Consider the following 20,263-nt stretch of genomic DNA (forward strand, 5'->3'; position numbering starts at 1 on the left):
ATCAGTTCGGTCGCGATCACCCCTGAAGAGCATTGTGGTGCCCTGACGGAGGCAACTCGGTCCGGTTCAGCGGGCGAAGGGGCCATTCACCTGCCGAACGCGCCGGTGCCCGAGCGCGGATCGCGCTCGGGCACCGGAGTTGGGGCGGAAGTGCTGCTCAGCCGCCGAATTCGGGGACGTAGCTGATCTGGTTGTCAGCGTTCGCCGTGTCACCTTGGTCGTTGATGACCTTGTTGATGGTGCCCGTGCCTCCCAGCGAGACGGACACGAGGTCGTGCATCTTGACGCCCGGGTTCACCGGAACCTCGAACGAACGGGCGGCCGTGACCGCCGGGTTCGTGTCGAAGAAGCAGTAGCTGCCCAGGCCCCACGCCTCGTGGTCGGTGACGCCGTCGGCGACCTTGTAGGCCGCCCATCCGCCGTCGCCGCCCCACGCCTCCTGGTCCGGAGGGTCGTAGGGGAACTCGTTCTGGAAGAAGTAGGTGCGGCCGCCGTTGCCGTTCCACACCACGTTGTTCTTCTGGTAGTGCTCCACGAACAGGCCGTGCGCGGTGACGTTGTCGCCGTCCACGACGAGTCCGGTTTCCGCGGTGTTGACGTCCCAACCGACGCCCTCACCGTGGTCCGCACGCCACATCCAGGAGTGGTCCAGCAGCACGTCGTTGCTGTTGATGTCCAACGTCGTGGTCGCCTTGCCCACACCGGGACCACCGATGCGGAAGAACACGTCCGAGAGCTGCGTCGGGTTCTCCGCGTGGCTCGCGTTCGCATCCTCCTCGCCAAGCGTCATCAAAGTCGGCGAGTTCTGCTCACCGGCGTCGATGAACAGACCGGCGAGCTTCACACCGTCCACATCGGCCACCGACATCGCGGGCTTGCCGGTGTCGGGGACGAGCGAGGCCATGCCGATGCCGAGCACCACGGTGTTCGGGTTGTCCACCTTGATGGTGTCGTCCAGGTGGTGGACACCGGGGGTGAACAGCAGGTGCTTGCCTTCGGCGAGTGCCGCGTTGATGGTGGCGGCGTTGTCGCCTTCCTTGGCGACGTAGAAGTCCGCCAGGGAGATCTGCTCACCTTCCGGTGCGCCGTTCGCCCAGCTGACTCCCTGCGTGTTCTCCCGCAGCGCGGGGACGAACACGTTGTAGTTGCCGTCCTCGCCGATGTTCAGGAACGGCTTTTCCCGCAGCTTCGGGGTTTCCGGCACGTTGGTGTGCGACGGGTCCGGGAAGTGCTGCGCCGGAGCGCCCACGGTGCCGGTGAACATCATGTTCCACACCGACCCGTCCCAGCCGCCTGCCAGTTCGCTGTTGCGGGTGAGGAACTGCTGCTGCGAACCGGACTCGACGAGGCCGTCGATCTTGGAGTCGGCGATGTAACCGCCGCTGGCCCAGCCGTCGTATCCGTTCCACAGCTGCATCTGACCGCGCATGTGCATCCGGCGGTACGGGGCGGCCTGGGAGACCGCCCAGCGTTCGATCTCGCCGGAGGGCGGGGTGACCGCCAGGTTCTCCGCCGAGCGCCAGAAGTTCTGCGTGGCGTTTCCTTCGCCCAGCCAATCCGCCTCGACCCGGACGTGACCGTTGAGGTTCACGTCGTCGGGCGACATGCCCAGTCCGGCGACCTGCGTGTTGAAGCCGAGGTTGACGTCGGCCGAGTAGTCGCCGGGCTGGAACAGGACCGCGTCGCGTTCCGGGCCGAACTGGTTGGTGTGCTGGCGCTCGGCGATCTCGTCGAGCTTGCCCTGCAACTCGCCCGCGGGAGTGGACGGGGTGGCGATGTAGGTGTTGGGACCGAGGTCCGGGTTCTTCGGGTCGGTGTCGCGCACCGCCTGCGCCGGTTGCGGCGCCGGAGCCTGCGGCTCTGCTCCCGCAGCGGTGACGGTGACGAGCCCGGCGGCCACGGCCGACGCCGTTGCGAGCGCCATCACCGCCTGCCGGGGTCGGGTCTCGGTTCTACCGAAGATCTTCATGGTTCTGCCTGTCTGACGGGGCGAGGCGCCGGTCGGCACCTCGACGGTGAATCTTGTTGCGGTAGGGGATGGGGGTTGTCTCGTCCTTTCGCCGGAGGTGCGGGGGAACCCGCCGGCAGGCGGGTGATCTGGGAGGTCGGGCGCGAGCCGAGATCAGTCGGCGCTGCCGGACCCGAGCGGTCGCGTCATCCGGATGACGACGCGCGGCGTCCCGGGGACGAACGGGTGGCGACGGCGGCACGGCGAGCCCTTCCAACGAAGTTCGCCGACCGTCGCGGATGCGGGGTCGGCGCGGGGGATCTGTCCGGCTCGCCGTTGCTCGCGGAGTGACCAGAGCGGTGGGAACACACTCCATGAGAACGCTCTCATGAATTTAAGCGCCGATTCCGGGATGTCAAGGGAGCGATCGGCCCACGTGTTCACGGAAATGTGAATGGGAAAGAGTGGTTTGCGTAGATCGACGGCTTCGTGCTTGACGCTGCTATGGCCGTGTTGTTAACTCTGCGGTGCTCGTCATCGGAATCGGTTCCGAAGCCCGTCTCCCGGCTTCGCGGAGCGCCCGGCGAGGAGCGGCTGAACGACCGGCCACGGTCCGCTCACCGGCTCGGGCGGACCGTGAACTGGGCGTTCGCGGTGTCGGTGTCGGCCGGGCGCGTGTGGGGCGTGGTCCGGTCCCACCTTCGCGACGAGGAGAGCAGCGCAGGAAACGGCTGCGCGGCTCGGCGATATTTCCGCGTTCCGGGAATGGCCCGGTTGTGGTGTCGAAAAATGAGAGTTCACGACGTGTGTTGTGGCGGGAATTCGCCACCGAAGTCCGGGTGCCAGTCCGCCCACGGGCGCACCTGGTCCTTGACTTGGTAGTTGCGTGTCATCCTGCCGTTCTGCCCTATCCCGAACACGACGACGATGCCGTTGGCGTCCTGCGCGGCGCCGACCAGTTCGGTGAGCTCGCCGTCGAGCGATTTCCACAGCGACCAGCGGTCTTCCCGCCGGTTGTGCTGGAACCGTTCCCACACGCTCCCGTCCGTGCGCCGGGCGAGCACGACGGGAATGCCGTTGCCGTCGGACACGGTCACCGGTCTGCTCTCGAAGGGGCCGCCGAGCCCGAATTCGCGCCAGCCGCGCCATTCGCCGGAGGCCGCGCCGGTCTCGACGTTCTCCCGCATCGACCCGTCCGCGTGCAGCGAGTAGAGCCGTCGCCGCTTCTGCTGGTCGATGAGGACGGCGGGGGAGGTCTCGACGGCTTCGGGGAGGTCGATGGGGCGGCGCCATCGACCGGAGCCCGCCGCCGGTTCGGTGTGCACCCGCATCCGGCCGTCGGCGCCCAAGGCGAACAGGGCCAGCTCGTCATGGCGGTTCAAGCGGAGCACCGGATCGTCGCGCACGGCCGCGCCGTCGAGCCGCCGCAGATCGCTCCAGCCGCCCGCCCCGTCCTGGCGCGTCTCCCACAGCGAGCCCGCGCGGTCCCTGGCGGCGACGACGAGCAGGCCTCGGGAATCCTGAGAGGCGGTGGGAGTTCCGATGAGTTCGTCGCCGCTGAGGCTCCGCCACCCCGTCCCGGCGCCCGCGCTCGGCGCGATTTGCTCGGCGTAGCGCAAAGTTCCGCTTTCGTCGATCATGAACGCGGCCAGCCGATGGTTCCCGTCGGTGACGCTGATCGGCTGGCCGACGGTGCTTCCGCCGAGGCTCAGCCAATCGCCGGCCGCTCCATCCCGGGTGCTCTGCTGGTGATTGCGGTACACCGCGTGGTCGTGACCCCTGGTCAGCACCACCAGCCGATTCTGCTCGTCCGAGTGCACCGGTCCGCCGGGTTCGCGGGACAGGTACGGGTCTGCGGCGGTGTTCTCGTCCGCCGGTCGCGCTGCGGGCAGGAGCCCGAGCAAGGCCGGCGGTGTGATGATCAGGCCGATGCCGCCGAGTCCGGCGGCCAACATGAACCGCCTGTCCTTGCGGGGGCGTCGGTCCGGGGCGGGCATCAGCGCGGGCTCGTCCGCTCCGGTCGTGGGCTCCCAGCCCTCTGATTGCGGCAACAACACCACCCCGCGCTTGTTCCAGATCGCCGCCATCGACCGTACCGGGTGGACTCTGCGCAGGAGATCCGCCTCAGCCCACGGCGGCTGCGCCGGAAACCCGTGCTGTCAGGAGAAGTCCGCAATGCCGCGCGCGGGACTGCGATCGGCCGAGCGGAGTGCGCGAGACGGCAGAGCGGGCGTTGGTCTTCGCGGGTCGGATGGTGATCACTGCGGGGTGAAGTGGCCGCCGAGGCCGTTGCCCCAACCCGACCACGGGGTGGGTCCGAAGCGTTGGTAGGTCTGCTCCATCGAGCCGGACTTTCCGATGCCCAGCACCACGAGCGTGCCGCCCCCGTCCTTCACCGCCGTCACGAGCTGGTCGAGCGCGCCTTCGAGGGGGCGCCAATCAGTCCACCGCTTCTTCTTCGGGCCGATGAAGCGTTCGTGCACCTTCCCGTCCTCGGCCAGCGCGAACACCACGATGGTGCTGTTGGGGTCGACGGTGGCGACGGGATCTCCCTTCGCCGGAGCCTCCCCGGTCAATCTGGTCGGGTCGGCCCAATGTCCTGAGCCGACCTCGGTTTCCACCGATTCCCAGATGCCGCGGTCGGTGCCCCTGGCGTAGATGCGCTGCTTGCCGTCCCAGTCGGTGACCACGGTCGGTCGTCCCGTGAAAGAGGAACCGACCGAACGCGCCGCGTCGAACTCGCCGGGAGTGGACTCGCGCTGGACGCGCAACGTCCGGTCCTTGCCGAGCGCGAAGAGGTTGAGCCGCTGCTGGTCGTCCAAGCGGAGCACCGGGTCGCCGTCGACGGGCGGTCCGGGCAGTTCCCGCAGCTCGCTCCAGCCGTCGTCGACCTGGTGGGTCTCGTGCAGCCGCCCGGCGGAATCCCGCGCGGTGACGACGAAACGGCCGTCGCGGTTCAGCGACGCGGCGGGCGTCCCGCGCAGGTCGGTGCCGCCCAGGCCGGTCCACTCGGCAGGGCGCGGGGAGTCCGGCGATGCGTTCGCGGCGAACCGCAGGGCACCGTCGGTGCCGATCAGGAACGCACCCATGCCGCCGCGCACGTCCTGGCCCGTCACGACGCCGCCCGCCGCGTCCTCGCCGATCGTGTACCAGCCGTCCCACAGTCCGCGATCGGACGTGCGCTGGAACTTCAGCCCGACCGAACCGTCGGATTCCCGTGCCACCAGCGACAGCCGTCCCGAGGAGTCGAGGTGCGCGGGGCCGGCGGGCAGCGACCTGGCCTTTTCCGCCGGGTCGGGCTGGGCGGGGGCCACCGGTACTCCGGGAGTGGAAACGGTCGGGGGCGCGGGTTCGGGGTGGTTGATCGTGGTCGCCCACACCAGGGGCGCGACGATCAGCGCGACGCCGCAAACGGAGGCGATCAGCAGGCCCATCCGCCCTTGCGACGGAGGTGTCTCCGGCGTGGTTTCGGTGGCGTGTCCTGATCCGGGAGACGTTCCGTCCTGGGGCGGGTCAACGGGCTGATCGTCGAATCGAGGCATTCGTTTCCGAATCTTGCGCAAAGTGATCGATTTGGTTGTTTCCCGACGCTACCGCAGACCCGGACGAGCGTGCATCGATCCTGGCGGCTCAGCGATCACGTTGCGTCAAGCGGAATTCGGACTTCGAAGCAGCACCCGCCCGGGATGTCGAACACTCGCGCCCGTCCGTGGTGGGCTTCGACGAAGCCCTGCACGATGGCGAGCCCGAGCCCGCCGCCCTGGTTCCTCGCGGCGCGGTCGGTGTCGCCGCGCCAGCCGGTGTCGAACACCGAACTCAGGTCCTCCGACGGAATTCCGCCGCATTCATCGGACACCGACACCACGGCGTGCCCGTCCTCGGCCCGCAGCTCCAGCGAAACGGTGCTGCCCGCCGGGCCGTACTGGGCGGAGTTGACCAGCAGGTTGGTGAAGACCCTGCTCATGGCGTCGTAGTCCACGGTCGCGACCACCGGGTCGATCCGCTCCGCCCGCAGCCGCACGTCGCGCTTCTCACCGACCACGTCGGTCCTGGCGACCACGTCGCTGAGCAGGTCGTCGAGCGCGAGCCGCACCGGTTTCAGCCGCAAGGTGCCGGATTGGAGCTTGGAGAGCTCGAACAGGTCCTGGGCCATCTCGGTGAGCTGATCGACATCGGCACGGACCTCCCGGAAGTAGCGCGGGAGATCTGCGGACATCCCGTCCTCGACGGCTTCCGCCTTGAGCCGCATCCGGTGCAGCGGGGCGCGCAGATCGTGCGAGATCCACGAGACGAGCCGACGCCGCGACGCGTCGAGCTCCCGTTCCCTGCGCTGCGACTTGGCGAGGTTCTCACTGGTGACCCGCAATTCCCGGGCCAGTTCGGCGAATTCGGCACTGGGCAGATCGGCGGGCGCGTTGAACCGCTGGTCGCGCCCGAATGCGCGAGTGGCATCGGCCAATTGCCTGCCGCCGGTCATGACCGACCGCCCCAACGCCACGCCGACGCCGATCGACACGATCCCGGCGACGCAGTTGACGGCGAGGCCCACGGTCACGGACAGATCGGGGGAGTGCGTCACGTACATCGCCGTGATCACGCTGATGTTGGTGGCGCACACCGTGATCACGACTACCGCGACCAGCGACAGGCCGAGCGATTGCCGCCGCAACATGCGCAGCACCGTCGCTCCGAGCAGACCGACACCGGCGGATTCGCAGGCCGCGATGAGCACGATGGCCAGTGGCGAGTTCATCGGCGCCCACCGGGGTGAACGCCCGGCGTGCGGCGGGAGATCCGGCGGTCCTGGTCGTGTTCCGCCTCGTCGGGCACCAACTGTCGCGCTCCGCGTGGTAGTGGGTCGTCTCGGCCGGTTCCTCCGGGACCACAACGATTTCCGCGGCCGGGGGCCGACGTGCGTTCGGCGAATCTTATCGGGTCGTGGCGACGGCCCGGGGCGACGTCGTCGTTGACACCGGAGGTTCCCGGCTTCGCGGGGGTGACGAGCGGTGACGACCGGTCTCCGAACTCCCCTGGTCGCCCGTGGTGATCAGCTGGGCCGGGCCTTCGCTCGCAGGGTTGCGGCCGAACGGCCTTGTTAGGCTCACCCACATGCGCCGCACCCGAGTCGTCAGCCGCCCGATCCGGGGCGGGCCGGCGTCGTGAGCGAGCGCGGCACGCACTTCGTGCGGTCGGTGGAGCGCGCGTTCCAGGTCCTGCGCGCATTCACCGGTGAACGCCCCGACCTGACGCTGACCGAGGTCGCGGACGGCAGCGGACTGGACCGGGCGGGCGCTCGTCGGCTGCTGCTGACACTGGTGGATCTCGGCTACGTCCGCCACGACGGGCGGCACTACGCGCTGGCACCGCGCATCTTGGAGTTCGGGCACGCGTACCTCGCGGCCAAGTCGCTGCCCCAGGTCGCCGAACCGCACCTGCGGAGGCTGACAGCGGAGCTGCGGGAGATGAGCTCGATCGGCGTGCTCGACGGCGACGACGTCCGCTACGTCGCGCAGGTGCCGAGCCCGAAGCTGCTGTCGGTCGCGATCCCGGTCGGCAGCAGGTTCCCGGCGCACGCCACCTCGCTCGGCAAGGTGTTGCTGGCCGATGTGCCCCCGGAGCGGCTGGAGGCCTGGCTGAGCACGATGTCGTTGCGCGCGTGCACACCTCGCACGATCACCACCCGTGCCGGCCTGCACGCGCAGCTGGCGGCCGTCCGCAAGCAGGGTTTCGTGATCTCCGATGAAGAGCTGGAGACCGGGCTGCGCGGTGTGGCCGTGCCGGTCCGCGACCCGCACGGGCAGGTGATCGCCGCGCTGAACCTCTCCTTGGACGTGCACGGGTGCACCGAGGAAGACGTGCGCAGGGACATCGTTGCGGCGTTGTTGCTGACCGCGGCCCGGATCGAGGCCGATCTCCGCGTGAACCCGGCCGCCGTCAACGCAGGAGAGGCGGCACCGGACTGATCGCCGGGCGAACCGGCCCGGCCGCGCGTGCGCGACCGGGCCGGTGATCCGCCGTCAGCGAGCGTCGGCGTCCAGGCGGGCCAGCTCCTCCTCGTCGCGGTAGCGCTTCTCGGCGATGTGGATGAAGTAGTCCGGCGTGGTCTCGGCGGTGGTCCGCTCGAAGTCGCCGTAGGTGTCGATGCGCTGGAATCCGACGTCGCGCAGCAGGCCGCGCAGGTAGTCCTTCCGCAGCGGGTACATGTTCAGGTAGTACTCGGAGGAGTCGGGGAACGTGTACTTGTAGCGGGCCAGGCCCTCGTCCACGTGGTCCGGCTCGGCGGAGACCTGATCGCCGCAGTAGTAGTAGGTGCGGTTCGCGCCCGCTTCGCCGTCGAGGACCGCGTCGTAGTTGCGCTGGTCGATGATGAGCACCCCGTCGGGGTTGAGCATCGCGTAGAACTCGGCGAGCGCCTTGCGCCGGTCGTGCTCGGAGAACAGGTGGGTGAACGAGTTGCCCAGGCAGACCACCGCGTCGTACCGGCCGGGCACGTCGTGGCCGAGCCGTCGCCAGTCGGCGTTCACCACGCGGAGCACGTGGCCGCCGTGCCGCATCCCGTTGCGGAACGCCTTGGCGAGCATCTGCGGGCTGCCGTCGGCGCTGACGGTGTCGAAGCCTTCGGACAGCAGCCGCACCGAGTGGAAGCCGGTGCCGGTGGCGGCGTCCAGCACGGAGCGGACTCCGCGCGCTTTGAGCTGGTCGACGAAGAACCGGCCCTCTCCGTCGGCACGCCTGTCCCAGTCGATCAGCTCGTCCCACTTGTCGACGAGGCCGCCGACGTACTCCTGCGCGTAATGTCCGGATTCCCGTACTTCCAGCGGGTTCTCGCCGAAGACCTGGCGGTCCAGCGACAGGGAGGCCGCCGTGTCGGAGTTCCGTTCGCGGACCGTGGTGCTCGCGTGTTCCGTCATGCCCCGTTTCCTCGGTTGATCGCGCACCGGTCCACCTCGCTTTCCCGTCGTGCCAAGGGAATTGAGGTTCCGGTGTCCGTTGTGCTTGAGCCGGTTCCGACGCTAGGTGCTGCGCCGCAGCGGACAAGGCCGTGCGCGGTGGCCGGGGGTGCGCCCGCCGCGCCGAGGCGTGGGGGAGTGGCCGGGGGCGGTGCGGTTGACCTGCCGATACCGGTGGTCCGGCCGGACCGGACGTGGCGCGGTGAAGGACTTCCGGTGGTGTTCGTCCTCCGATCGCGGCTGTCGCAGCGCGAACATCGGCGGCGGCGACCGGAGACGCGGATCACCGGGGCGAACGCGCGGGGCTCGGCCGTGCGAACACGGCCAAGCCCCGCGGTGCGGTCCGGACTCAGCCGACGACGGGCAGGGCGCGGCGGACCGCGGGGGTGACGCCGTCGCTGGCGCGGGCGGCTTCGACGCGTTCGGCGGCAGGGGTGCCGTAGAGGCTGGTGCGCTGCCGCAGCGGACGTCCGGTCGGGCCGACGAGCTCCTCCAAGTCGCTGATCGTCTTGTAGGAGCCGTTGTCGGCACCGGCCATCCGGCTGATCGTCTCCTCCATCAAGGTGCCGCCCAGGTCGTTGACCCCGCCCGCGAGCACGTCCCGGCAGCCGTCGACGCCGAGCTTCACCCAGGAGCACTGGATGTTGTCGATCAGCCCGTGCAGCAGGATCCGCGCGACCGCGTGCACCGCCCGGTTCTCCCGAGGAGTGGTGCCGGCACGCGCCAGCCCGGCCAGGTAGATCGGCGAGTTCTGGTGGATGAACGGCAGCAGCACGAACTCGGTGAACCCGCGCTTGCCGGTCTTGTCCAGGGCTTTGCGCTGGAGTTCGGCGATGAGCTTGATGTGGCCCACCCAGTGCTCCGGAGTGTCCACGTGCCCGTACATCATCGTGGACGTCGTCGGAATGCCCAGTTCGTGCGCGGTGCCGACGACCTCGGTCCAGCTGGACGTGGGCAGTTTGCCCTTGGTGAGCACCCAGCGGACGTCGTCGTCGAGGATCTCGGCGGCCGTACCCGGTAGCGAGTCGACCCCGGACTCCTTGGCCCTGCCGAGCCAGTCCCGGACGGACAGGTTCGTGCGGGAGGCGCCGTTGACGACCTCCATCGGGCTGTAGGAGTGCAGGTGGATGTCCGGCTGCCTGCGCTTGACCTCGGCGGCGAGGTCGAAGTACGCCGTGCCCGGCATGTCCGGGTGGATGCCGCCCTGCATGCAGATCTCGGTGGCGCCCGCCTCCCACGCCTGGTCGACGCGCTCACCGACCTGCGACAACGACAACGTGTAGGCGTCGGCGTCGGTGCGCCGCTGCGCGAACGCGCAGAACCGGCAGCCGGTGTAGCAGACGTTGGTGAAGTTGATGTTCCTGGTGACGATGAACGTGACGTCGTCGCCCACGGCGTCTCGGCGCAGGCCGTCGGCCAGTTCGGTCACCGCGTCCAGGTCGGCGCCGTCGGCGTGCAGCAGCGCCAGCGCGTCCTCGTTCGACAGTCCGGCCGGGTCCTGCTCGGCGCGGCGCAGCGCTTCCCGCACGTCGGTGTCCATCCGCTCCGGCGCGTTCGGCACCCGCTCGGCCAGTTCGCCCCAGTCGCCGTAAACGGAGTCGAAGTCGCCGCGCCGATCCCCGGTGCGGCCGACCGTGTCCACCTCGACGTGCAGGTCGGTTCGGCCGCTACCGGCGAGGTTCTGCCAGCCGCCGTCCGGTTCCTGCCAGGTGATGCCGGTCGGCTGCACGCCGTCCTTCGCCAGGCCCGTCTCCGGGTCGGCGAGCGCGGCGACGTGGGCGCTCACCCGCGGGTCCAGCCACGGTTCGCCCGCCCGCACGTACTCGGGGTAGATGGTGAGCCGCTCCCGCAGCGTGAATCCGGCCTGGTCGGTGAGCCGTTCCAGCTCGTCGATCTGCGGCCATTCCCGTTCCGGGTTCACGTGGTCCGGGGTCAGCGGCGACACCCCGCCCCAGTCGTCGATGCCGGCGCGGATCATCAGCGCGTACTCGTCGCCGATCAGGTTCGGCGGTGCCTGAACTCGCATCTTCGGGCCGAGCACCAGTCTCGTCACCGCGATCGTCGCGGCGAGTTCCTGCAGGTCGGCGTCCGGTGTGGCGCGCATCTTCGTGTCGGGTTTGGCGCGGAAGTTCTGCACGATGACTTCCTGGATGCCGCCGTAGGCGCGGGCCGCCTTGCGGATCGCGAAGATCGTGTCGGCGCGTTCGTCGTGGTTCTCGCCGATGCCGATGAGGATGCCGGTGGTGAACGGCACCGTCGTGCGGCCCGCGTCGTCGAGCACCCGCAGTCGCACCTCGGGGTCTTTGTCGGGGGAACCGAAGTGCGGTCCGCCCTTCTCGGTGTAGAGCCTGCTCGCCGTGGTCTCCAGCATCATGCCCATCGAGGGCGCCACCGGCTTGAGCCGCTGCAGGTCCTGCCAGCTCATCACGCCGGGGTTCAGGTGCGGCAGCAGACCGGTCTCCTCCAGCACCCGGATCGCCATGGCCCGCACGTAGGACAGCGTGTCGTCGTAGCCGTGCGCATCGAGCCAGTCGCGGGCCGCCGTCCAGCGGTCCTCCGGACGGTCCCCGAGGGTGAACAGGGCTTCCTTGCAGCCCATCGCCGCGCCCTTGCGGGCGATGTCGAGCACTTCATCCGGAGACAGGTAGGGCGACTCGACGCGGCCGGGCACGGTGACGAACGTGCAGTAGCCGCAGCGGTCCCGGCACAACCTGGTCAGCGGGATGAAGACTTTGCGGCTGTAGGTGATCACGCCTTCCCGGCCGACCTCCGCCAGCCCGGCGTCGCGGGTGCGGGCCGCGTACTCGGCGAGCCGGTCCAGGTCGGAGTCCCGCGCCTGCAGCAGCACGGTGACCTCGTCGTGGTCCAGCGCCTTGCCGTCGCGGGCGCGGGCGAGCGCGCGACGCATCGCGGAGGCGTTCGGGGCGGCCGAAGTGGTGGGAACGTCGTCGGAAGCCATGTTCGAAACGCTAAGCGGCCCCCGCGCACACCCGCCAGTACACGAACGCACCCACCTCGTCACCCGTCGTTGTGAGAGATGTTCTGCCTGATCAGCGGCTCACATCCGGTTGTTCGGCCGGGGCGCGAAGTGTATTACCTAAAGTATGTCTTCGATCATCGGCAAGCGGGTGAACGGGCGGACGTACTACTACGCCGCCGACTCCGGCCGCGTCGACGGCGCACCGCGGATCGTGGCGCAGCGCTATCTGGGCACCGCCGAGGACATCGAGGCGGCGCTGAGCCGGGTGGCGGCGGAGCCGGAGCACACCCGGCACCTCGCGTTCGGTGAAGTGGCCGCCGTGTGGGGCACGATCCGGCGCCTCGACTTGGCGGGCATCGTCGACGAGGCCGTCGGCAGGCAGCGCGCGGCGGTCTCCGCGGGCACCTGCGTGGCGCTGGCCGTGCTGCACCGCGCCACGGCGGGCCGCTCCGACCCGGCCCGGTGGTGGCCGGAGGTGTCGCGGCTGATCCGGCCGGAACCGCCCACGCAGCTGTGGGAACGCGGCAGGCTCCGGCGAGCGCTGAGCCGCCTCGGCCCCCGGGAACGCCGTGCCGTCGAGACGCGCGTGTCGGCGGCGGTGCGCGACCAGCTGGGTGCGCACGACGGCCCGCCCGCGTTGATCGTGGACGTGCCGCACCTGGGCGCACCGGCGGTCCCGGACTGCGGTGAGCTCGCAGGCATGAGCGTGCTGGTGAGCCGCGACGGAGCGATCCCCCTGCTGTCCCAGGAACATCTGCGAGACCGCGACGACTGCGCGCCCTACGGCGTGCTGGCGCAGCGGCTCGCCGAGCGACACCGCGAGTGCTCGGGGCCGGGGAGATCACCGTCGTTTACGACGCGGGTGCGCACGCGCGGCCGCACCCGGATTCCGGACTCGGTTTCGTCGGCGGCCTGCTGCCCGGTGATCACCCGGAGCTGTTGGCGTATCCCGCGACGGCGCGGCGCCCGGTGGATCAGCGGCGACTGCCCGGTTTGACGGCGCTGGACACGCGGACCGTGGTGGACGGGGCGAGCAGGCGAGTCATCCTCACCCATTCCGAGACGCTGCACGCGGCGCAGGCGCGCGGGTTCACCGAGGCGCTCGGGCAGGCCGCGCGGCGGCTGGACGGGCTCGCCGAGGCGCTGGCGGCGGGCGGCAACCGGCGCTCGCGGGATCACGTGCTCGCGGAGATCTCCCGGATCACCCGGGTGCGCTGGGTGGAGCGGGTGCTGGTGACCGCGCTGCACGGGTCGGCCCCGGGAGAGCTGCGGCTGCACTGGCACATCGACGAGACCTCCCGCGCCCGGGTGGCGGCCGAGTTCTTCGGCAAGCAGCTGCTGGTCACGGACCGGGATTCCTGGCAGGTCGCGGACGTGATCACCGCCTACCGCGCTCGCTACCACCTGGACTCCACCTTCGGCAGGCTCAGCGCGCCGCACCCGCCGGAGCGCGGCGACGCGGAGCGGATCGCGGTGCACCGGATGATCTCGGTGCTGGCGGTGGCGGTGCTGCACCTGATGCGGCAGGAAGCCACGGAGGCCGGGCTGGACCTGTCGGTGCGTGAACTGTTCGAGCAGCTCACCGGCATCCAGGAGACGGTGCTGCGCTACCCCTCGACCGGCGGCAGGCCCCGCACCCGCCGAGTGATCACCGACCGCACCGAGATCCAGCAGCGCCTCTACGACCTGTTCGGCTTGGACGAGGCGGCACCACGACGGCGATGACCGGCCGGAACCCGGCAGAACATGGCGGTTTCGCCACGGTCACCGCCGGTGTCGCGTGGATGGCGTGCGGTCATCGGATCGAGCGACATCGGACCGGATTCGCAGAAGCCGGGGTCGGCCATCGACCACAACGGCCGAGTCGTGGCCTGACGGGTTTTTGCCGGGGCCGGGGCGGCTGTCCGCTCGCTCACCGCTCCGCCGCCGACGGGACCGCCCCGGTTGCGGCCGGGAACCTCGCCCGGAGGCGGGATTCCGGCACCCGCAACGGGATTCGTCCTTGCGCTCGGCGCAGGTGTCTGGTGGGTTCGACCGGAGCCGGTGCAGCGCCCCGCCCGGCACTCCACCGGAGCGAGGAGCCGTCGATGACCGCCCGCATCCTGGATGTCGAGACCGTGGACCTGCGATTCCCGACCTCGCGGGAACTCGACGGGTCCGACGCGATGAACCCGGCTCCGGACTACTCGGCGGCCTACGTGGTGCTGCACACCGACCACCCGCGAGTCGCCGAGGGGCACGGTTTCACCTTCACCATCGGCCGTGGCAACGAACTGGTCGTCGCCGCGGCCGAGGCGGTCGCCCGGCGGGCGCGCGGCATGGACGTCGAGGAGATCGTCGGTGACCTCGGCGCGTTCGCGCGGTACTTGGCGGCGGACAGCCAGCTGCGCTGGCTCGGCCCGGACAAGGGCGTGCTGCACCTGGCGACGGCCGCCGTGGTCAACGCGGCCTGGGACCTCGCGGCGAAGATCGAGGGCAAGCCGCTGTGGAAGCTGCTCGCCGACATGCCCCCGGAGAAGCTGGTCGACCTGGTGGACTGGCGGTACCTGCGCGACGAGCTGAGCCCGGCGGCCGCCCTGGACCTGCTGCGCGGCGCCGAACCCGGCCGCGCCGAACGGGAACGGCGGATCCGCGAGTCCGGTTATCCCGCTTACACGACCAGCGCGGGCTGGCTCGGCTACGACGACGAGAAGCTGCGCAGGCTCTGCCGGGAAGCGGTGGACGCCGGGTGGGATTCGGTGAAGCTGAAGGTCGGCGCGGACCTCGACGACGACCGGCGGCGCTGCCGGATCGCGCGCGAGGTGCTCGGCCCGGACCGGCGGCTGATGATCGACGCGAATCAGACGCTCGGCGTGCAGGAAGCCGTCCACTGGCATCGCGGTCTCGCCGAGTTCGACATCCACTGGTTCGAGGAGCCCACCAGCCCCGACGACGTGCTCGGCCACGCCGCGATCCAGCGCGCCATCGCCCCCACGCACGTCGCCACCGGGGAGCACGCGCACAACGCGGTGATGTTCAAGCAGTTCCTGCAGGCGGAGGCGATCGGCATCTGCCAGCTCGACGCGTGCCGCCTCGCCGGGGTCAACGAGGCCGTCGCGGTGCTGCTGCTCGCGGCGGCGCGCGGCGTCCCGGTGTGCCCGCACGCCGGGGGAGTGGGATTGTGCGAGCTGGTGCAACACCTGTCGATCTTCGATTACGTGGCGGTGAGCGGCTCGCTCGACGATCGCGTCGTCGAGTACGTGGATCACTTGCACGAGCACTTCGTGGACCCGGTGCGGATGCGTGACGGCCACTACCTGCCGCCGGAAGAACCTGGCTACAGCGCGGAAATCCACCGCGATTCGCTCCGTCGCTTCAGCTACCCGGCCGGGCCGGAGTGGGGGTGATCCAGCGGACCGGACGGTCGATCGCGTCAACTCGATTCCGCCGCCCTGACGCCGACACCCCACCGGCGCCGGGCGGGGGAACGGCTGCGCTACCGAGCCAGCCACATGTCGGGGCCGAAGACCTCGTAGCGGATGTCGTCCGCTGGGACTCCGCGATCCAGCAGCTGTGCGCGCAGCGCGCGCAGGAAGGGCAGCGGACCGCAGAGGTAGGCGGTCGTCCCTTCCGGGATGTTGAGGGTGCTCAGGTCGACCAAGCCGGTCCGATCGCCGGGGTGCTCCGCTTCCGGGGCCTCGTACCAGACGTGACCGGTGGCGTTGGGCAGCTTCGTGACGAGCTGGTCGAACTCCGCTCGACGCGCATGCGTGCGTTCGCTGCGGTCGGCGTGCACGGCGACCACCTGGCGCGGCGAATCCGTGGAGGCGAGGTGACCGAGCATGCCGATCATCGGCGTGCAGCCGATGCCCGCGGAGGCGAGCAGCACCGGTCCGTCACCTTCGTCGAGGGTGACGTCGCCGAAGGGGGCGCTGAGTTGCAGCAAATCACCTTCGGTGACGTGCCGGTGCAGGTGACCGGACACTTCGCCGTCGGGCGTGCCGCGGGCGTTCTTGACGGTGAACTCCACCGCGTCGGTCCGCGTACCGGTGAGGCTGTACTGGCGGATTTGGCGTGCGCCGTCGGGTAGTTCGACTTGAACGGACACGTACTGGCCGGGCAGCCGCGAGGGGACGGGGAGACCGTCGGCCGGCCGGGCGAGCAAGGTGATGGCGTCGTCGGTCTCCGCGTAGCGGCCCACGACCCGGTAGTCGCGCCAGGTGCCGGGGTGGTCGGATTCGGCGTACAGCCGGTCTTCGATGCTGCTGAGCGAGTCGGCCAGCAGCCAGTACACCTCGCTCCAAGCGGCGGCCACGTCGTCGGTGACCGCCTCGCCCAGCACCTCGGAGATGGCCGCGAACAAATGGGTGTGCACGACGTAGTACTGGTCGCGGGCGATGCCCAGGGACGCGTGCTTGTGCGCGATGCGGTTGAGCATCGTCTCCGGCGGGGTGTCGGGGTTCTCCACGAGCGCGGTGGCGAAGGCCGCGATGGCTCCGGCCAGTGCCTGCTGCTGCGTGCCGTTGGCCTGGTTGCCCCGGTTGAACAGGTCGCGCAGGAGTTCGGGGTGAGCTGCGAAGAGCTTGTCGTAGAACACCGAGGAGATCTCGGCGATGGCGCCGCCGACGGCGGGCAAGGTGGCGCGGATCGTTTCGGCGGACTTCGCGGACAGCATCGGAAACTCCAAATCATCATCTGATATTCGTGTTTTCGGGCGTGCGGAACCGGCCGGCCCAGCGGGGGACCGGCGGGTGGTGCGTCAGCGATTCATCGGGGGCGCGGCGACAAACCCAGCAGGAGCGGGCCGGTGGGGGCGGCCGCGAGGTCCTCCACCGTGATCGGATCGAGTGCGGCGTAGAAGGCGGCCTGCGCCGTGCGCAGTGCCTCTCGGAGTCGGCAGGCGCTGCGCAGTGGGCAGGGCGGCTCCTCCTCGCAGCCGACGACGTCCCCCTCGCCTTCCAGTTCGCGGACGAGCCAGCCGAGCGAGCAGGAACGCCCGGTGTCGGTGAGGACCAGGCCGCCGCGGCGACCGCGCTGGGTCTCGACGACGCCCAGGTGCTGCAGCCGGGTGACGACCTTGGCCGCGTGGCTGTGCGGGACGACGACCGCGTCGGCCACCTCGCGGGTGGTCGGCGCGTGTTCGCCCAACACGGCCAGGCGCATCGCGATGCGCAGCGCTATGTCGGTGCCCTTGGTCAGTCGCACGCGGCGAGCCTAAGAAAGGCGAAACTCAGAATCCAGTTATCCGGTGTCGCTGTCGGAAACGTCACCATGCCCGTCCGGCCCGGTCTACGCGGCGTCGTGCCCCCGTCACGGACGGAGCCTTCGCGTGTCCCCGCTCTGGTCATCGTGCCGAGCGCGGACGACGGCGAGTCGTGGGGCGACCACGGCTCGGAACCGGCCGCCGTTGAACACCGTCGAAGATCCTGGAGATCGCCGCGGACGAGGACGAGCAGGCGAGGCGGGTTTTCGCCGCCGATGTCCGCCGACCTCGGCCCGGCGGAAGTGGGTGAGAAGGCCGCGGGAACGGGGGAATTCCCTCCCCACTCCGGCGGCGGTCACCACGCGCCGCGTTCACCGGGCACACTTCGGCGTGATCGCCGTCCGGCGCTCAGCCGACCCGTCCTGGGGAGAGTGAACCATGCGTGGTGCGAGGACCAGAAGCCTGCTGCTCTGCGGCATGCTGGCGGCGTTCGTGTTCCCGTCCACCAGCGCGGCCTCGCCCGCGGCGACGGGGACACCGCTGTCCGATGATCAGTCGTTCTACCCGACGTCGCTGCGGCTCCAGCACGCCGGCGAGGCGTCGGGAACGATCCTGGCCGCCACCGTCAGCTTCGGCGAGGACGGCGGCGGAGCGCCGATCTACGAGAGCACCGACGAGGGCGCCACGTTCACCGAGGTCGGCCGGATCAGCGACCCGTCGTTCGGAACCGGGTTGTGCTGCGGCAGCATGCTCGAACTGCCCCGGCAGGTGGGCGAGCTGCCGGAAGGAACCCTGCTGTGGACGGCGAGCGTCGGAGCCGACGAGGAGAACCGGCGGATGCACCTGCCCGTGTTCCAGAGCCGCGACCAAGGCAGGACCTGGTCGTACCTGTCGACCTGCGGCACCGCGCCGGGGGACAAGGGCTTCTGGGAGCCGGAGCTGGCGGTGGACGCCAACGGCGCCCTGGGCTGCTACTTCGCCGATGAGAACGATCAGCCCGCCCACAGCCAGGTGCTGCGCCGCACCGTGTCCACGGACGGGGTGAACTGGGCAGAGCCGGAGAACGTGGTGGCGCTGGAGAATCCGGGGCAGCGACCGGGAATGCCGGTGATCCGGCGGTTGCCGGACGACCGGTACTACTTCTCCTACGAGATCTGCGGTACCGGCGACGCGCACGACTGCGCCGCGTACTTCCGGATCTCCGAAGACGGCGCGAACTGGGGCGACCCGCTCGACGCCGGAACGTTGCTGACATTGGGGGACGGCAGGTTCTTCGCGCACGCACCGAAGATCACGGTGATCGACGACGGCACTCCCGACGGGAAGGTGATCACCGTCGGCCAGGAGCTCAAGCACGGCGACGGCACCGTCGCCGATGGCAACGGCGGCACCTTGTTCGTCAGCGAGGAGCCGGGTTCGGGGGAGAACACGCAGCTGACCGCCCCGATCCAAGTTCCGGGCGCCCGCAACGAACCCTGCCCGAACTACAGCTCCTCGCTCACCCCGCTGGCCGATACGTCGAAGATCCTGGAGATCGCCACGGACTACGACGACAACGGCACCTGCCGCGCGTACTACGCGACGGGTGCGCTGTGAGGAGTCGTTTCAGGCCGGTCTGAGAAGCGGGTCATGCGGTGGAACCTCAGCGTTTCGCCGACTGACCGGACAACGACCAGGAGATCATTCTGAGCGGACTGCGCCGCGGGAACGGCTGGTTCAGGCTCGTTCGGCTCGCAGGTGCCACATCGGGAAGGTGATGCGGCCTTCGTCGTCCGTCGCGACCTGCCCGAGGTCCAAGCCTTCGAGGTACTCGCCGAAGTCGCGGGCCGCGGTCTCCTTGTCGAACGCGCCCGAGTAGCTGACCTGCTTGATGCCGGTGATCCGCCAATACGGCCCGAAGTTCGCGCGAAGCTCGTCCTGGCTGATCGCGGCCGGAAGGAACGGCGGAGCCCCCTCGACGTCGGCGAAGCACAGCAGGTGCAGTTCGGCGCCGGGCTCGGTGACTCGGTGCAGGGCCGCGGGATACGAGGACCGCGCCTCCTCCGGCAGGCAGTGGTACAGCGCGCTGTCGAGGACCGTGTCGAACTGCTGCGGCACTCCGTCCATCCGGGTCGCGTCGGCGACTTGGAAGGTGAGGTCGGCGCCGTGGTCGGAAGCTCGCCGCCGCGCGATCTCGATCGCGCTCGGGGAGCCGTCCACGCCGGTCACGCTGTAGCCGCGGCCGGCGAGGAAGATCGCGTTCTCGCCCGCTCCGCAGCCGACATCGAGCACCCGGCCGCGGAACGCGCCCTCTTGTTCCAGCAGCACCACCTGCGGCTGCGGCCCGCCGATGTCCCACGGAGGTTTCTCGAAGGCGGCTTCGGCCAGTCCTTCGCCGCGGTACACGGCGTCGAAGTCGGCTCGCCCCAGGTCGATCGTCTTGGTGAAGCGGTCGTCGTCCGGCATGGCGTCCTCCGTCGCATTAATTAATCGGACGACCGGTAGATTACTGGTGCCGTCAACTGTCCGCTAACCTCGGAGCCCGCAGCAGGAGGTGGTCATGGCGAGAACGATCGGAAGTTCGGCGACCCGCACGCGGCAGCGGGTGCTGGAGGCGGCCCGCGCGCTGTTCCTCGAACGCGGCTACGCGGGGACGTCGATCCGCGACATCGCCGAACACCTGCACATGACGAAAGCAGCGTTGTACTACCACTTCCCGGCGAAGGAGGACGTGCTGCGCGAGCTGGTCGACCCGGTGGCGGTGGAACTCACCGCGTGCGTGCGCGCGGCCGAGTCCCGCACGGAGTCCCGGCGGGACCTGCTGCGCCGGGTGGTGGAGCTGTTCGACGACAACCGGCACGTCTTGCGGGGCACTCTCTACGACTCGTCGGCCCGGCAGGTTCTGCTGGCCGAGGACGACCTGTTCGGCGGGATCAGCGCCTTGGAACGTGCTTTGGCCGTCTCGGATGACGCCGCGGATCTGCTGCTGGCCCGCTGCGCACTGGGCACGATCCGGGGCGCGATCATCTCCGCGCGCGACGTTGATGCGCTGGCGCTGAATCGTCCGCCGGACTCCGGCGTCGGCGCAGGGCTGTCCGAACAGGACCGCGATCTCGTCGCGGCAGCGGCATGGGCGGCGCTCACCGCGGCGGCGCTGCCGGAACCTGAACCGTGCAGCGCCGCCGAGAGCCCACGGCGAATCTGAAACCCGGGCAGGAACGGGT

The 20,263-nt window shown here is 69.9% G+C and carries 13 protein-coding genes and 1 pseudogene; 5 read left to right on the plus strand and 9 right to left on the minus strand.

Annotation, left to right across the window (positions count from 1 at the left end; translation table 11 throughout):
• Window positions 1-157: 157 nt before the first annotated feature.
• From H2Q94_RS11425 to H2Q94_RS11440, 4 genes are all read right to left on the minus strand, one after another.
• The gene (locus H2Q94_RS11425) at window positions 158-1,924 is read right to left on the minus strand and encodes a sialidase (RefSeq protein ID WP_243794526.1); all 1,767 of its coding nucleotides are present in this window, start codon (window positions 1,922-1,924) and stop codon (window positions 158-160) included.
• Between the two features lie 821 nt (window positions 1,925-2,745).
• A complete protein-coding gene (locus H2Q94_RS11430) occupies window positions 2,746-4,035 on the minus strand; it encodes a DUF8189 domain-containing protein (RefSeq protein WP_243794528.1) in 1,290 nt (429 codons plus the stop codon).
• Between the two features lie 171 nt (window positions 4,036-4,206).
• Window positions 4,207-5,382 carry a DUF8189 domain-containing protein gene (locus H2Q94_RS11435; RefSeq protein WP_243794530.1) on the minus strand — a complete coding sequence of 392 codons (1,176 nt, stop codon included), beginning with the start codon at window positions 5,380-5,382 and terminating at the stop codon, window positions 4,207-4,209.
• A 203-nt stretch (window positions 5,383-5,585) separates the two neighbouring features.
• On the minus strand, window positions 5,586-6,701 hold the full coding sequence (locus H2Q94_RS11440) for a sensor histidine kinase (protein ID WP_243794532.1): 1,116 nt from the start codon (window positions 6,699-6,701) through the stop codon (window positions 5,586-5,588).
• Window positions 6,702-7,107: 406 nt separating this feature from the next.
• Here H2Q94_RS11440 and H2Q94_RS11445 point away from each other — a divergent pair, with 406 nt between their 5' ends.
• Window positions 7,108-7,911 carry an IclR family transcriptional regulator domain-containing protein gene (locus H2Q94_RS11445; protein ID WP_243794534.1) on the plus strand — a complete coding sequence of 268 codons (804 nt, stop codon included), beginning with the start codon at window positions 7,108-7,110 and terminating at the stop codon, window positions 7,909-7,911.
• A gap of 54 nt (window positions 7,912-7,965) precedes the next feature.
• Here the strand turns inward: H2Q94_RS11445 and H2Q94_RS11450 are convergent, their stop codons facing one another.
• Both H2Q94_RS11450 and H2Q94_RS11455 read right to left on the minus strand, forming a co-directional pair.
• Window positions 7,966-8,859 (minus strand): glycine/sarcosine N-methyltransferase, encoded by an 894-nt coding sequence (locus tag H2Q94_RS11450; RefSeq protein ID WP_243794536.1) that lies wholly within the window; start codon window positions 8,857-8,859, stop codon window positions 7,966-7,968.
• A 388-nt stretch (window positions 8,860-9,247) separates the two neighbouring features.
• Window positions 9,248-11,857, minus strand: coding sequence for a bifunctional FO biosynthesis protein CofGH (locus H2Q94_RS11455; RefSeq protein ID WP_258718686.1), 2,610 nt, complete (start codon window positions 11,855-11,857; stop codon window positions 9,248-9,250).
• A gap of 145 nt (window positions 11,858-12,002) precedes the next feature.
• Here H2Q94_RS11455 and H2Q94_RS31120 point away from each other — a divergent pair.
• Together H2Q94_RS31120 and H2Q94_RS11465 are read left to right on the plus strand one after the other, a co-directional pair.
• Window positions 12,003-13,603: pseudogene (locus H2Q94_RS31120) on the plus strand (IS1634 family transposase).
• 362 nt (window positions 13,604-13,965) lie between these two features.
• Window positions 13,966-15,264 carry an enolase C-terminal domain-like protein gene (locus H2Q94_RS11465; protein ID WP_243794541.1) on the plus strand — a complete coding sequence of 433 codons (1,299 nt, stop codon included), beginning with the start codon at window positions 13,966-13,968 and terminating at the stop codon, window positions 15,262-15,264.
• An 89-nt stretch (window positions 15,265-15,353) separates the two neighbouring features.
• Here the strand turns inward: H2Q94_RS11465 and H2Q94_RS11470 are convergent, their stop codons facing one another.
• Complete coding sequence (locus tag H2Q94_RS11470) at window positions 15,354-16,532, minus strand: globin domain-containing protein (RefSeq protein ID WP_243794544.1); 1,179 nt, start codon at window positions 16,530-16,532, stop codon at window positions 15,354-15,356.
• A gap of 92 nt (window positions 16,533-16,624) precedes the next feature.
• Window positions 16,625-17,062 (minus strand): RrF2 family transcriptional regulator, encoded by a 438-nt coding sequence (locus H2Q94_RS11475; protein ID WP_243794545.1) that lies wholly within the window; start codon window positions 17,060-17,062, stop codon window positions 16,625-16,627.
• A gap of 436 nt (window positions 17,063-17,498) precedes the next feature.
• Between H2Q94_RS11475 and H2Q94_RS11480 the strand changes: the two genes are divergently transcribed.
• Entirely contained in the window at window positions 17,499-18,656 is a 1,158-nt protein-coding gene (locus H2Q94_RS11480; protein ID WP_243794546.1) for a sialidase family protein, read from the plus strand.
• Between the two features lie 120 nt (window positions 18,657-18,776).
• On the opposite strand, the gene H2Q94_RS11485 is transcribed toward H2Q94_RS11480, so the two are convergent.
• A complete protein-coding gene (locus H2Q94_RS11485; protein ID WP_243794547.1) occupies window positions 18,777-19,505 on the minus strand; it encodes a class I SAM-dependent methyltransferase in 729 nt (242 codons plus the stop codon).
• Between the two features lie 94 nt (window positions 19,506-19,599).
• Between H2Q94_RS11485 and H2Q94_RS11490 the strand changes: the two genes are divergently transcribed.
• Entirely contained in the window at window positions 19,600-20,244 is a 645-nt protein-coding gene (locus tag H2Q94_RS11490; protein WP_243794548.1) for a TetR/AcrR family transcriptional regulator, read from the plus strand.
• Window positions 20,245-20,263: the final 19 nt, after the last annotated feature.

It is taken from the genome of Saccharopolyspora gloriosae, from assembly GCF_022828475.1.
Taxonomy (GTDB): domain Bacteria; phylum Actinomycetota; class Actinomycetes; order Mycobacteriales; family Pseudonocardiaceae; genus Saccharopolyspora_C; species Saccharopolyspora_C gloriosae_A.

Bases quoted from the DNA above. Each gene is read 5' to 3' on its own strand.
- H2Q94_RS11440 (WP_243794532.1), bottom strand. From the start codon at position 6,701: ATGAACTCGCCACTGGCCATCGTGCTCATCGCGGCCTGCGAATCCGCC.
- H2Q94_RS11430 (WP_243794528.1), bottom strand. From the start codon at position 4,035: ATGGCGGCGATCTGGAACAAGCGCGGGGTGGTGTTGTTGCCGCAATCA.
- H2Q94_RS11425 (WP_243794526.1), bottom strand. From the start codon at position 1,924: ATGGCGCTCGCAACGGCGTCGGCCGTGGCCGCCGGGCTCGTCACCGTC.
- H2Q94_RS11465 (WP_243794541.1), top strand. From the start codon at position 13,966: ATGACCGCCCGCATCCTGGATGTCGAGACCGTGGACCTGCGATTCCCG.
- H2Q94_RS11455 (WP_258718686.1), bottom strand. From the start codon at position 11,857: ATGGCTTCCGACGACGTTCCCACCACTTCGGCCGCCCCGAACGCCTCC.
- H2Q94_RS11435 (WP_243794530.1), bottom strand. From the start codon at position 5,382: ATGGGCCTGCTGATCGCCTCCGTTTGCGGCGTCGCGCTGATCGTCGCG.
- H2Q94_RS11470 (WP_243794544.1), bottom strand. From the start codon at position 16,532: ATGCTGTCCGCGAAGTCCGCCGAAACGATCCGCGCCACCTTGCCCGCC.
- H2Q94_RS11450 (WP_243794536.1), bottom strand. From the start codon at position 8,859: ATGACGGAACACGCGAGCACCACGGTCCGCGAACGGAACTCCGACACG.
- H2Q94_RS11490 (WP_243794548.1), top strand. From the start codon at position 19,600: ATGGCGAGAACGATCGGAAGTTCGGCGACCCGCACGCGGCAGCGGGTG.
- H2Q94_RS11480 (WP_243794546.1), top strand. From the start codon at position 17,499: ATGCGTGGTGCGAGGACCAGAAGCCTGCTGCTCTGCGGCATGCTGGCG.
- H2Q94_RS11485 (WP_243794547.1), bottom strand. From the start codon at position 19,505: ATGCCGGACGACGACCGCTTCACCAAGACGATCGACCTGGGGCGAGCC.